This is a genomic window from Streptomyces javensis, from assembly GCF_039525925.1.
Lineage (GTDB): Bacteria > Actinomycetota > Actinomycetes > Streptomycetales > Streptomycetaceae > Streptomyces > Streptomyces asiaticus.
In genome coordinates, this window is sequence record NZ_BAAAIF010000015.1 from 111,059 (window position 1) to 123,180 (window position 12,122).

At 73.3% G+C, this 12,122-nt stretch carries 13 protein-coding genes; 10 read left to right on the plus strand and 3 right to left on the minus strand.

Features of this window, described 5'->3' with window-relative positions; all coding sequences use genetic code 11:
- Window positions 1–123 precede the first annotated feature (123 nt).
- The 5 genes from ABD329_RS16440 (at window position 124) to ABD329_RS16460 (ending at window position 4,522) form a co-directional block, all read left to right on the plus strand.
- A complete protein-coding gene (locus ABD329_RS16440; RefSeq protein WP_198278906.1) occupies window positions 124–1,446 on the plus strand; it encodes a DUF445 domain-containing protein in 1,323 nt (440 codons plus the stop codon).
- A 92-nt stretch (window positions 1,447–1,538) separates the two neighbouring features.
- Complete coding sequence (locus tag ABD329_RS16445; protein ID WP_198278905.1) at window positions 1,539–2,315, plus strand: class E sortase; 777 nt, start codon at window positions 1,539–1,541, stop codon at window positions 2,313–2,315.
- Between the two features lie 49 nt (window positions 2,316–2,364).
- Window positions 2,365–2,685 carry a DUF6412 domain-containing protein gene (locus ABD329_RS16450; RefSeq protein ID WP_198278904.1) on the plus strand — a complete coding sequence of 107 codons (321 nt, stop codon included), beginning with the start codon at window positions 2,365–2,367 and terminating at the stop codon, window positions 2,683–2,685.
- Between the two features lie 172 nt (window positions 2,686–2,857).
- A complete protein-coding gene (locus ABD329_RS16455; protein ID WP_198278903.1) occupies window positions 2,858–3,517 on the plus strand; it encodes a YidC/Oxa1 family membrane protein insertase in 660 nt (219 codons plus the stop codon).
- A gap of 138 nt (window positions 3,518–3,655) precedes the next feature.
- Window positions 3,656–4,522: a fumarylacetoacetate hydrolase family protein gene (locus tag ABD329_RS16460; RefSeq protein WP_198278902.1), complete on the plus strand. Its 867-nt coding sequence runs from the start codon at window positions 3,656–3,658 to the stop codon at window positions 4,520–4,522.
- Between the two features lie 70 nt (window positions 4,523–4,592).
- On the opposite strand, the gene ABD329_RS16465 is transcribed toward ABD329_RS16460, so the two are convergent.
- Both ABD329_RS16465 and ABD329_RS16470 read right to left on the minus strand, forming a co-directional pair.
- The gene (locus ABD329_RS16465) at window positions 4,593–5,081 is read right to left on the minus strand and encodes a heme-degrading domain-containing protein (protein ID WP_198278901.1); all 489 of its coding nucleotides are present in this window, start codon (window positions 5,079–5,081) and stop codon (window positions 4,593–4,595) included.
- The gene (locus tag ABD329_RS16470) at window positions 5,078–6,178 is read right to left on the minus strand and encodes a Gfo/Idh/MocA family protein (protein ID WP_198278900.1); all 1,101 of its coding nucleotides are present in this window, start codon (window positions 6,176–6,178) and stop codon (window positions 5,078–5,080) included. Before ABD329_RS16470 ends, ABD329_RS16465 begins: the two co-directional genes overlap by 4 nt.
- A 68-nt stretch (window positions 6,179–6,246) precedes the next feature.
- Between ABD329_RS16470 and ABD329_RS16475 the strand changes: the two genes are divergently transcribed.
- Both ABD329_RS16475 and ABD329_RS16480 read left to right on the plus strand, forming a co-directional pair.
- Complete coding sequence (locus ABD329_RS16475; RefSeq protein WP_198278907.1) at window positions 6,247–7,449, plus strand: ROK family protein; 1,203 nt, start codon at window positions 6,247–6,249, stop codon at window positions 7,447–7,449.
- A 118-nt stretch (window positions 7,450–7,567) separates the two neighbouring features.
- Window positions 7,568–9,184 (plus strand): hypothetical protein, encoded by a 1,617-nt coding sequence (locus tag ABD329_RS16480; RefSeq protein ID WP_198278899.1) that lies wholly within the window; start codon window positions 7,568–7,570, stop codon window positions 9,182–9,184.
- Between the two features lie 43 nt (window positions 9,185–9,227).
- On the opposite strand, the gene ABD329_RS16485 is transcribed toward ABD329_RS16480, so the two are convergent.
- On the minus strand, window positions 9,228–9,416 hold the full coding sequence (locus ABD329_RS16485; protein ID WP_138915440.1) for an antitoxin: 189 nt from the start codon (window positions 9,414–9,416) through the stop codon (window positions 9,228–9,230).
- A gap of 235 nt (window positions 9,417–9,651) precedes the next feature.
- Here ABD329_RS16485 and ABD329_RS16490 point away from each other — a divergent pair, with 235 nt between their 5' ends.
- The 3 genes from ABD329_RS16490 to ABD329_RS16500 all read left to right on the plus strand — a co-directional run bounded on the left by ABD329_RS16490 (window position 9,652) and on the right by ABD329_RS16500 (window position 11,947).
- Window positions 9,652–10,434 (plus strand): HAD-IIA family hydrolase, encoded by a 783-nt coding sequence (locus tag ABD329_RS16490; protein ID WP_086885920.1) that lies wholly within the window; start codon window positions 9,652–9,654, stop codon window positions 10,432–10,434.
- 125 nt (window positions 10,435–10,559) lie between these two features.
- Complete coding sequence (locus ABD329_RS16495) at window positions 10,560–11,195, plus strand: hypothetical protein (protein ID WP_344316541.1); 636 nt, start codon at window positions 10,560–10,562, stop codon at window positions 11,193–11,195.
- Window positions 11,196–11,218: 23 nt separating this feature from the next.
- Window positions 11,219–11,947 carry a class F sortase gene (locus ABD329_RS16500; RefSeq protein ID WP_425574345.1) on the plus strand — a complete coding sequence of 243 codons (729 nt, stop codon included), beginning with the start codon at window positions 11,219–11,221 and terminating at the stop codon, window positions 11,945–11,947.
- Window positions 11,948–12,122 lie beyond the last annotated feature (175 nt).

Consider the following 12,122-nt stretch of genomic DNA (forward strand, 5'->3'; position numbering starts at 1 on the left):
GCCCCCAATGTGCTGGGTCGCTCCCCCAGACAGACGACGGGAACTCACCGTTCGTTCCACACAGGGGCGACTGAGACCGGAAAGAGACAATGCACGGGGAGACGGGCCGACCAGGTGGAGCGTATGGAGCGAAGAACGACTGGTGAGACGGCGGCGCCGCCGTCGCGGGGCGCGGCTGTGCCCTTCGTCGCGGACAGCCCCCTCGACGTGGAGCGGCGGCGCGGGGTGCGCCGGATGAAGGCGTTCGCCACCGGGCTGCTGCTCGGCGTCGCACTGGTGTACGTGCTCGCCACCTGGGCGCGGTCCTCCGGTATCGGCGGCTGGCCCGGCTACGTGGCCGCGGCCGCGGAGGCGGGCATGGTGGGTGCCCTGGCCGACTGGTTCGCGGTCACCGCGCTCTTCCGGCGGCCCATGGGGCTGCCCATCCCCCATACGGCGATCATCCCCACCAAGAAGGACCAGCTCGGGGCCAGCCTCGGGGAGTTCGTCGGGGAGAACTTCCTCTCCGGCGGCGTCGTACGGATGCGGCTGCGCGCGGTCGACATCGGCAGTCGGCTCGGCACCTGGCTCGCCGAGCCCGAGCACGCGGACCGGGTGACCGCCGAACTGGCCACCGCGCTGCGCGGCGCGCTCACGGTGCTGCGCGACTCCGATGTGCAGGCGGTGGTGGGCGAGGCGATCACCCGCCGGGCCGACAGCCAGGAGGTCGCGCCGGGCCTCGGCAAGCTGCTGGAGCGGGTGGTCGCGGACGGTGGCCACCGCCGCGCCGTGGACCTGGTGTGTCTGCGCGCCCACGACTGGCTGGTGGAGCACAACGACTCGGTGATGCACGCGGTGACCGGCGGCGCCCCCGGCTGGACGCCGCGGTTCGTGGACCGCAAGGTCGGCGAGCGCGTCTACAAGGAACTGCTGCGCTTCGTGACCGAGATGCGGGACATGCCCGGCCATCCGGCGCGCGGCGCTCTGGACCGCTTCCTCACCGACTTCGCCGGGGACCTCCAGTCCGACACCGACACCCGGCTGCGGGTGGAGCGGGTGAAGAGCGAGGTGCTGGGGCGCGGCGACGTCCAGGACCTCATCGCCTCGGCCTGGGCCTCAGTGCGGGCGATGATCGTCGCGGCGGCGGAGGACGAGCGCAGCCAGCTGCGGCAGCGGGCGCGGGCGGCGATTCTCTCGCTGGGCCGACGGATGATGACGGACCGACGGCTGCGGGACAAGATCGACGGCTGGCTGGAGGACGCCGCCGTCTATGTGGTGACGACGTATCGGGACGAGATCACCTCGCTGATCACCGAGACGGTCGCGAGCTGGGACGCGGACCACACCTCGCGGAAGATCGAGGCGCACATCGGCCGGGATCTACAGTTCATCCGGATCAACGGCACGGTGGTGGGTGCCCTGGCCGGGCTGGTGATCTACACGGTCTCGCGGGCGCTGGGCGGATAGTTCGCGGGTGACGGGCAGTTGGCCCGTGGCGCCGGGCGGATTGCCGCGCCGCGGCTCTGGAAGGTGTACGCGGCCTGGCCTATGGTGCGCGCGTGCGACGTCGTGGAGGGCGTGCCGTGTTCGCCCGGGGGCTGTGGACGGCCGGTGAGCTCGCCGTCACCCTCGGGGTCGTGGTGCTGCTGTTCGTCGTCCACCAGCTGTGGTGGACCAACCGGCAGGCGAGAGCGGACGCACGGCACGAGGTGTCGGTGTTGGAGCGGCGGTGGCAGGACGGGGCCGAGGAGTCCGCGCCGCCGACGCCGGGGGCGACGCGGGCCTCCGATCCCGCTCAGGGCGACGGCCGTGACCGTGGCGGTGACCGGTCGACCGGGGGCGGCGCCGGGGGCCAACGGCCGCGCCGGGACCAGGCGTACGCGGTGCTCCGGATCCCGCGTATCGGCCTTACGGTGCCCATCGCCGAGGGCGTCAGCCGCGCCGCGGTGCTCAACAAGGGCTATGTGGGCCACTATCCGCACACCGCCCAGCCGGGCCAGGCGGGCAACGTCGCCCTCGCGGGCCACCGCAACACCCACGGCGAGCCCTTCCGGCAGCTGGACGAGGTGCGCCCGGGCGACACGGTGCGCATCGACACCGCCGACGCCCGCTATACGTACGTGATCGAGCGCACCCTGCCGCGTACCTCACCCGCCGACGGCACGGTGATCGCGCGGGTGCCGTACAGCTCCGCCCACCCCCGCTACCGCTATACCGAGCCGGGCTACTACCTCACGCTGACGACCTGCACCCCCGAATTCACGTCCCGCTACCGCTTGGTGGTTTGGGCCCGCCTGAGGGTCGCCGTCCCCCGGGATGTCGGTGGGGGCCATTAGACTGGCGGAGCCAGGAGGGGATACCGGTCGGGAGAGGGGGGACGTGACGGTGTCGCGACGGCTTGAAGCGCTGCGGACGCATCTGGGCGTCTGCCTGTTCCTGCTGACCGGGGTTCTGCTGGCGCAGAGCGGAGTGGTCAGCGCCGTCGCCCTCGCCGCCACCGTCGCGGCCACGACCGCCGTCGCCGCCGCGCTGACCCTGTGCGCGGTCCTCGCCTCCCGCGGCCGAATACCCGTGCCCGCCGGGCGGATCCGCACCGCGATACGGGACCGGGAGCGCCGTACGGCGTTCCTGCCGCAGCGGGATCCCGATGCCGCCGGGCGCCCGAGGCCCCGAGCGCCGGGCCGTCGCCTGCCGACGGCCGCGTAGGCGCACCCCTGTCGCTGTACGGCGCACCTCCAGCCGCTCCGGCGATTGAGGAGCGGGGTAGCGGGTCCGGGGTGGAACCCCGGAAGCTCCAGGATCCGTACCGCCGCGCCACGCGGCTCGTCACGCCGATGTCTTCCACACTCCGGCACGACGAGACCCGCGGAGGGCTCCCATGTCCCTTTTCTCTTCCTTCGGCTCCCTGTTGACCACCATGGCGGACGGCCTCGATCCGCTCTTCGGCGCGTCCGCGGCGGCGGCCGCCATCGTTCTGTTCACGCTGTGCGTCCGCGCCGTGCTGCACCCCCTCGCCCGGGCCGCGGTGCGCGGCGAGAAGGCACGGGCCGCGCTCGCACCGAAGATCGCCGAGCTGGGCCGCACCCACCGGGACGACCCGGAGCGGATGCGGCGCGCCATGGCGGAGCTCCGGACCAGGGAGGGCGCGTCACCGCTGGCGGGGTGTCTGCCGACGCTCGCCCAGCTTCCGGTCTTCTTCGTCATGTACCACGTGTTCGTCACCGGCAGCGGCGCCGGAGACCTGCTCGACCACACGCTCGCCGGGGTCCCGCTCGGCGCCCACTGGGGCGGGGCGCTCAGCGGTGGGCCGGGGCTGGTCTACCTCGGGCTCTTCGCGCTGATCGCGGCCGTGGCCACCTGGACGTATCTCCGCGCCCGTAAGGTGACCGTCCCCGGGGCGCCCGGAGTGGCCCGGGCGCTGCCGCTGCTGTCGTTCGGCACCCTCGTCACCGCCGCCGTGGTCCCGCTGGCGGCGGCGCTCTACCTGGCGACCAGTACGACCTGGACGGCGGTGGAGCGGGCCCTGCTGCACCGCTGACGGCGGCACCCGCGGCGGTCACCCTTGAGACCGATGTCCCAGTCCGTGAACGAGGTCTTGCGGGCTGGACGCCCCTGAAGGGAGGATCAATCGGCCGGTAGGCGCCTCGCACCGGCCTGTGACCTCGGGAGTCTTGGGATGAAACTGCTGCGAGTCGGACCGGCGGGCGCGGAACGCCCCGCGCTGCTCGATGAGAACGGCACCCTGCGCGATCTGTCCGCCCTGGTCCCGGACATCGACGGCGCCCTCCTCGCCGATGAGGCCGCCCTCGCGCGGGTGCGCGCGGCGGCGGCCGCCGAGGGGGACGACGCGCTGCCCGCGATCGAGGACGGCGGGGTGCGGATCGGCCCGCCGCTCGGCCGTATCGGCAAGATCGTGTGCATCGGGCTGAACTACCACGACCACGCCACCGAGACCGGCGCGAGCATCCCCGAAGAGCCCATCCTCTTCATGAAGGCCCCGGACACGGTCGTCGGCCCCGAGGACACCGTCCTCGTCCCGCGCGGCAGCGTGAAGACCGACTGGGAGGTGGAGCTCGCCATCGTCATCGGCCGCACCGCCCGCTACCTGGACTCCGACGAGGCCGCCCTCGCCGCGGTCGCGGGCTATGCGGTGGCCCATGACGTCTCCGAGCGCGCCTTCCAGATCGAGCGCGGCGGCCAGTGGGACAAGGGCAAGAACTGCGAGACGTTCAACCCCCTGGGCCCCTGGCTGGTCACCGCCGACGAGGTCCCCGACCCGCAGGCCCTGGGCCTGCGCCTGTGGGTCAACGGCGAGCTCCAGCAGAACGGCAGCACGGCGGACCAGATCTTCGGCGTGGCCGAGGTGGTCCGCTACCTCAGCCAGTTCATGACCCTCTACCCCGGAGACGTCATCAACACCGGCACCCCGGCGGGCGTGGCCATGGGCCGCCCCGAGCCCAAGCCGTATCTGCGCGCCGGCGATGTCGTCGAGCTCGAGATCGACGGCCTGGGCCGCCAGCGCCAGGAGTTCAAGGACGCCTGACGCGGGACCGGAGGACACCAGTTGGCTGGGGGTGGGGGCGGCCCCGGTGGGGGCCGCCCCCACCCCCAACTCAGCCCTGGGCCGTCGACAGATACCGCTCCAGCGCCTCCACCACCAGCGCGTGGTCCTCGGCCTGCGGCAGCCCCGAGACCGCGACCGCGCCGATGACGCCCGTGCCCGTCACATGGATCGGGAAGGCGCCCCCGTGCGCCGCGTACCGGTCGGGATCGAGGCGCGAGGACTCCTCGAAGCTGCTGCCCTTGGCGCGGAAGCGGGTGCCCACCAGGAACGAGCTCGCCCCGTAGCGCTCCACGACCCGGCACTTGCGCTCCAGCCAGGCGTCATTGTCCGGGGAGGTGCCCGGCAGCGCGCGGTGGAAGAGGCGCTGACCGGCCCGCTGGACGCCGATCGTCACGGCGGCGCCGCGCTCCTGGGCCAGCTCGGCGATGAGGCAGCCAAGACGCCAGGCGTCGTCGTTGTCGAAGCGGGGCAGCCGCAGCCTGCGCTCCTGCTCCTCCAACTCCGCCACCCGGGCTGTCGCGTCGGTGTGCTCGCTCATGCGGGGACCTCGATCCGGACGGTACGGCGCTCCGCGGCCGCCACCCGGGCCGCCTCCAGCACATGCAGGGTGGCCGCGGCCTCGGCGGCGGTGACCGGCGGTGGGGTGCCGTCGCGGAGGGCGGCGGCTACGGCGGCGTAGTACGCGGGGTAGTCGCCCCGGAGGGTCTCCACCGGAACGCCGCCGCCGGTCGTCGGGGACTCTCCGGCGCCCAGTCGGCCCCAGTCACCCTCCGGCTCGGCGCCCCATTCGACGGAGGGGTCGCCGGGGCGCAGCCCCTCGCGCAGGGCGGCCTCCTGCGGGTCGAGGCCGTACTTCACATAGCCCGCCTCGCTGCCCAGCACCCGGAAGCGCGGGCCGAGCTGGGCCGTGGTCGCGCTCATCCACAGATGGGAGCGGACCCCGCCGGTGTGGGTGAGGGCGATGAAGGTGTCGTCGTCGGTCCGCGCCCCGGGGCGGCGCACATCGACCTCGGCGTAGACGGACTCCACCGGGCCGAAGAGGGTGAGCGCCTGGTCGACCAGATGGCTGCCCAGGTCGTACAGCAGCCCGCCGACCTCGGCCGGGTCGCCGGACTCCCGCCAGCCGCCCTTGAGCTGCGGCCGCCACCGCTCGAAGCGGGACTCGAAGCGCTGCACCTCGCCCAGCGCGCCCTCGGCGAGCAGCTTGCGGAGGGTGCGGAAGTCGTTGTCCCAGCGGCGGTTCTGGAAGACGGTCAGCAGCAGCCCGCGGCCCTCGGCGAGCGCGGCCAGCTCCTCGGCCTCGGCGGCGGTCGCGGCCAGCGGCTTGTCCACGACGGTCGGCAGCCCGGCCTCGAGGGCGGCGCGGGCGAGCGGTACATGGGTGCGGTTCGGGGAGGCGATGACGATCAGGTCCAGCTCATCCGCCCGGGCCCACAGCTCATCGGCGGAGTCCACGAGACGGACGTCGGGGAACTCGGCGCGCGCCTGCCGCTGCCGCTCCGGGCTGGAGGTGACGATGGTGTCGAGGACCAGTCCCTCGGTGGCCGCGATCAAGGGGGCGTGGAAGACGGATCCGGCCAGGCCGTAGCCGATCAGTCCCACTCGGGTGGTGCTGCTGTCATCGGTGGCATCCATGAAGCCCACTTTGGCAACAGTGTTGCCAAAGTGCAAGCGGTGGCCACAATGGAGGAGTGAACAGCACGATGTCCGGAGCGGCCGGGCCCGGAGCCAATCTGACCGCCCTGCGCAGCCATAACGCCGCACTCGTCCTGCGACTGCTGCGGGACGCGGGCGAGGACGGCGTCAGCCGTCCGGAGCTGGCCGGGCGCACCGGCCTCACCCCCCAGGCCGTCAGCAAGATCACGGCCCGGCTGAGGGCGGAGGGGCTGCTGGCGGAGGCCGGTCAGCGCGCCTCGACCGGCGGCAAACCGCCCACCGCGCTCCGGCTGGTCCCGGACGCCCGCCATGCGATCGGGCTCCAGCTCGACCGCGACGAGGTGACGGCGGTCCTGGTCGACCTCGCGGGCACCTCGGTCGCGGCCCGCTCGGCCCCCTTCGACTTCGGTGCGCCCGCCGAGGAGGCGATCGCGGCGGCCACGGCCGAGGTCAGGGCGCTGCTGGCGGACGCGGCGGCCAGGGGTGTGGTGAGCGGAACGGCGGGCGGTGGTGTCGAGGCGGGCGCCGGTGCCGGTGTCGAGGCGGGCGCCGGTGTCGGTATCGCGGTGGGCGGCGGTGTCGGTATCGCGGTGGGCGGCGGGCTGCTCGGCGTGGGCGTCGCCGCGCCCGGACCGCTCGACCACGGCTCGGGCGTGCTGCACCGCGTCACCGGCTTCCCCCAGTGGGACGGCTTCCCGCTGCGCGACGCGCTCGCCGAGCGGCTCGCCCTCCCCGTCGTCCTCGACAAGGACACCAACGCCGCGGCGCTCGGGCTGGTGACCGCCGGGACCGCCGAGTCGGCCGCGTATCTCCACCTGGGCACCGGTCTGGGCGCCGGTCTGGTGCTCGGCGGGGATGTGTACCGGGGGGCGCGGACCGACGCGGGGGAGTTCGGGCACCAGGTGATACAGCTCGACGGCCCGCCCTGCGACTGCGGCAACAACGGCTGTCTGGAGGCGCTGTGCCTCGCCGCCGTCGCGCGTGGCGACCGTACGGACGCCGCGCGGCTGCTCGGCATCGGCGCGACCAATCTCGTACGGCTCCTCGACATCGACCGGGTGCTCCTGGGCGGCCGGATGGTGCTGGCCGACCCCGAGCCGTACGTTCGCGGTGTGGCCACGATGATCGCCGAGGACTCCGCCCGTGCCAGCCGCCCCCCGGTCTCCGTGGACGTCGTGGAGCGGGGCGAGCGCGCCGTCGTCGAGGGCGCCGCCCGGCTGGTGCTCGCACCGCTGTTCGCACTGGGCTGATCGAGGGGGATCCTGACCGCCAGTCGGGGGCAATCCGGGCCCGGTGCGGTGTGTCGGCGTGCGGACGCGGAATGTAGCGGAGTGCTCGGGGAAAACCGCAGCACAGCAGAGGTCACTCATGCGCTTGCCCACCGCACTGTCCCTACGAGCTGTCCTTCCGGCGGCCGCGCTCGCGTTCGCCCCGGCCCTCTACGGGGTCCCGGCGTACGCCGCCGAGGCCGAGCCCGCCGCCTGCGGGGACCGGAACGCCTCCGACTTTCCGATCGAAGCCCATCTGCGCGGCGGGCCGGACCAGTACGCCCTGGGCGGCGGCTGGCGCGGCTGGCACCTCGAACTGCGCAACGCCACGGACACCGGCTGCCGCGCCGTCCACCCCATCGCCGTCCTGGTCGACCAGGCCCGTCAACTGCGGCCCCGCCATATCGGCTTCGAGTTCCTCGACTCCTCCGCGGACGGCGGCGCCATCTGGCGGACCGTCTCCTTCCAGACCACGGACGAGGACGAGAACATCGGGGTCTTCGAAGACCACTTCAAGGGCTTCACCGTGCCCGCGCACAAGACCGTCGACGTCCAGGTGCGCACGCGCTTCACCGCGGACGCGCCCGAGGGGCCGGTGACGGCCAACGCGATCGCCGTACAGCGGCGCGCGGACGACGGCGACTGGGTGGGGCAGTCGAACGACTACGTCTTCCGCATCGGCGGGGCGGCGACGGCCACCGGTTCGGATACGGCCACCGGTTCGGATACGGCTACGGGTTCGGACACGACTTCCGGTTCTGGTACGAGTACGGGCTCGGGTTCGGATGCCGGTACTCCAGGTATCGGCACCGGTACCGGAACCAAGGGCCCGGATGCCGGAACGCGTACGAGGGCTGCCACGCGCTCCGGCGGGCTCACGGAGACCGAGCCGGAGCCGACCACCCGCGCCAAGCGCCCCACGGCCACGTCGAGCCGGACGTCCGAGGAGACGGAGACCTCCTCGGCCGCGCCGAGCCGGAAGCCGGGCGCCACCAGAAGCCCCGGCGCGGCCCATAAGGAGAGCAGCCCGGCCGCGGTGCCGCCCCGCGCCGACAGCGACGTTGATGCCGACACGGAGGCGGACGCCGACGTCGGCGGGGACACCGACGTCGACACCGATCCCAGCGCCGGAGAGGACACGGGGACCGGAGCGGATACCGACAGCGATACCGATACGGATACCGAGTTGGGCGCGGATGTCGACACGGACATGGACGCCGACCCCGGGGCGGACACGGACCCCGGCACGGACCCGGGCTCGGATTCAGGCACGGACACCGAGGCGGGTACCGACACCGAGGCGGGTACCGACACCGGTACCGGTACCGACCTCGACGAGGGCCTGGACACCGACACCGACCTCGGTACGGAGACCGCCCCCGGCACCGACGCGGGGACCGACCTCGGCACCGATACCGGGCTGGGCACGGAGACCGAGGACCCCGGCGCCGAATCCGACCTGGGGACCGGGACCGACCCCGGGACCGACCCCGGCACCGACACCGGACGCGAGCCCCAGGCCGAGCCCAGCACCGGTACCGGCGGTGACGGCCGTGACGAGGAGGACGGCGGCCACGAGCGCGAGCACGAGCGGATTCCCGAACTCGCCGCGACGGGTCGTCACACCGCCCTGCTCGCGGGGCTCGGCGTCATCAGCGCCGCGCTCGTGACCTGCGGAACCGTCCTCGTGGTGAAGTCCAGGCGCTCGGGGGTCTGAAGCCCCGGCGCCCCGATGCCCTCACATCCGGCGCGGGTACGAACTACTGGCCCCGGGGCCCCTCGCCCCGGCGGCGCAGTTCGTCATCGACCTTGTCCGAGCCGGACTGGATCTGCTCCGAGTACTTGCCGCCGGTCTTCTTGTCCGCGGTCTCGGCCCCCTTACGAGCGCCCTTCCGGGTCTTGTCGGGGTTCTTGCTGATCGCGCCCTTGAGCTTGTCCATCATGCCCATCGTGGCCTCCTTACGGTCCGGCCTCACGGTCCGGCTCGTTCCACGGAGGGGCGGATTCCGCCCCTTCCCCAGGATCAGACACCTGTGCGGATCTGTCGCGCTGGGACGGAGCGCGAACGGACGGCGGAACGGACGGCGAACGGATCGTGCTCCGTAACACAGGGCGGTCTCCCCAGCGCTTTCCCCGGTTAGGCTGAGGTCGTCGCAGAGGCCGATTCCGAGCGGAGAGCAACCAGTGGCAGAGCGCAAGCCGATCGAGTCATGGCTCACCGACATGGACGGTGTGCTGATGCACGAGGGCATACCGGTGCCCGGTGCCGACGCCTTCATCAAGCGGCTGCGCGAGTCCGACACGCCCTTTCTGGTGCTCACCAACAACTCCATCTACACCCCGCGCGATCTCCATGCCCGGCTGTCCCGGATCGGGCTCGATGTGCCGGTGGCCAACATCTGGACGTCGGCGCTGGCCAGCGCCCAGTTCCTGGACGAGCAGCGCCCCGGCGGCACCGCGTATGTCATCGGCGAGGCGGGGCTGACCACCGCGCTGCACGACATCGGCTACGTCCTTACGGATGTCGAGCCGGACTATGTGGTGCTCGGCGAGACCCGTACGTACAGCTTCGAGGCGCTCACCAAGGCCATCCGGCTGATCAACGACGGTGCGCGGTTCATCGCCACCAACCCCGATGAGATCGGCCCGTCCGCGGAGGGCGCGCTGCCCGCCACCGGCTCCGTGGCCGCGCTGATCACCAAGGCCACCGGCCAGAAGCCCTACTTCGTCGGCAAGCCCAACCCGCTGATGATGCGGTCGGGGCTGAACGCGATCGGCGCCCACTCCGAGTCCAGCGCGATGATCGGTGACCGGATGGACACGGATGTGCGGGCCGGACTCGAAGCCGGTATGGAGACCTTCCTGGTGCTCACCGGGGTGACCAAGGCGGGCGAGGTGGACCGGTACCCGTACCGCCCGTCGACGGTCGTCGAGTCCATCGCGGACCTCGTGGAACGCATCGCATGACCCGCGCATGAGCCCTGGCATGACCCGCCGGTGAGCCCTGTGCCCCCGGATGGCGCAGTAGGCGCCCGCAGCGGATGCGGGGCCCTGCCGGGCGCGTGAGCCTCTTGGTATCGGGAGGTTTCACCATGCGCATTGTCGCACTCACTCTCTGTAGCGCAGCATGTGCCGCCGTCGCGGCGGCGACGGCCGCCGCTCCGGCCCTCGCCGAGCAGCGCCACTCCGCCACCACCACGATCCGGATCAGCCCGCGGGCCCTCGCCCCCGGCGCCGAGGTCGAGGTCTGGGCCTTCGGCTGTCCGGACCGGGTGGCCACCGCCTCCTCACCGGTGTTCGTGGACGACGCGGAGCTGACGCCCGAGGGGGACGCGCTCTTCAGCGAGGCGACGATCCGCTCCACGGCGGCCAGGGGGGCGCATCGCGTCACCCTCGACTGTGCGGGCGGCGGCCTCGTACGCGAGGACGGGACGGGTGCGGACGGCGTGGGCGAGGACGGAACGGGCGCGGACGGGGCGGGCGGGGACGGCGCGGGCGGGGACGGGCAGACCGGCGCGGGCGGGGTCGCCCTCGCCGTGGAGCGCCCGCCCTCGCCCGTCGCCCCCGTGCGCGCCGGCGGGGGCGGCACCGCGCCCGACGAGGCGCGGCCACGCGACGACATCGGCGCCGCGGAGGCGTACGGCCTGGTGCTCTCGGGCGGTACGGCCGTGGCCGTCGGCGGCCTCGCGGCCCACCGCCGCCGCCATCCCTCCCGTACCGCGAGCTGATCTCCACGTATCTGGATACCGAGATGGACGGACACATGGACGGCATGGACGGCATCGGGAATCGCTTCTCCGGCCTCGCGCGGCCGGCCATCGGACTCGCCTGGGCGGCACTGCTGCTGGGCCTGTGGATGTGGGGCCGCGACACCACGGAGGGGACGGGCGGTCCGGCGCCCATGACCGGGGACGTGGCCGCGGTCGGGCGGCCGTCCGCCCATCCGCTGCCCCCGGCGCACGCGCCGCTGGCCTCCGCCCGGCCCGAACGGGTCATGATCGAGGCGGCGGGGGTCCGCGCCCCGATCGTGGCCAGCGGCCTGGACCGCGACGGGGCGGTGAAGCCCCCGCCCTTCAGCCGCCCCGGCACGGTCGGCTGGTACCGCGCCGGTCCCGAGCCCGGCTCCCCGGGCGCCGCGCTGCTGGTCGGCCACCTGGACACGAAGAGCAAACCGGCCGTCTTCCACGAGCTGCGCGACCTCAAGCGGGGGGAGCGGGTGCGGGTCGCGCGGTCGGACGGGACGACGGCGGAGTTCACGGTCGAGGATGTCGAGGTGGTGCCGGAGAAGCACTTCGACGCGCGACGGGTGTACGGGTCGCGGTCCCATGACCGCGCGGAGCTGCGGCTGATCACGTGCGGGGGCAAGTACGACCGCTCGGCCCGGACGTACTCGGCGAACGTCGTCGTCTCGGCCTATCTGACCGGCACGACGCGCTCCCCCGGCAGTGTGTCGGCAGGTAGCCGCAATGTGCCGCGCTAGCCGGTGCGAGGGTGGGCGCCTGCGGCGGGCGAAGCCCCCACCCCGCCCCTCCCCGAAACCAGGGGGCTCCGCCCCCTGCACCCCCGAGGGCTCCGCCCCAGCCCCCGCCCGGGGCTGCGCCCCAAGGCTCGCCCGGGGCTGCGCCCCAAGCTCCGCCCGGGGCTGCGCCCCAAGC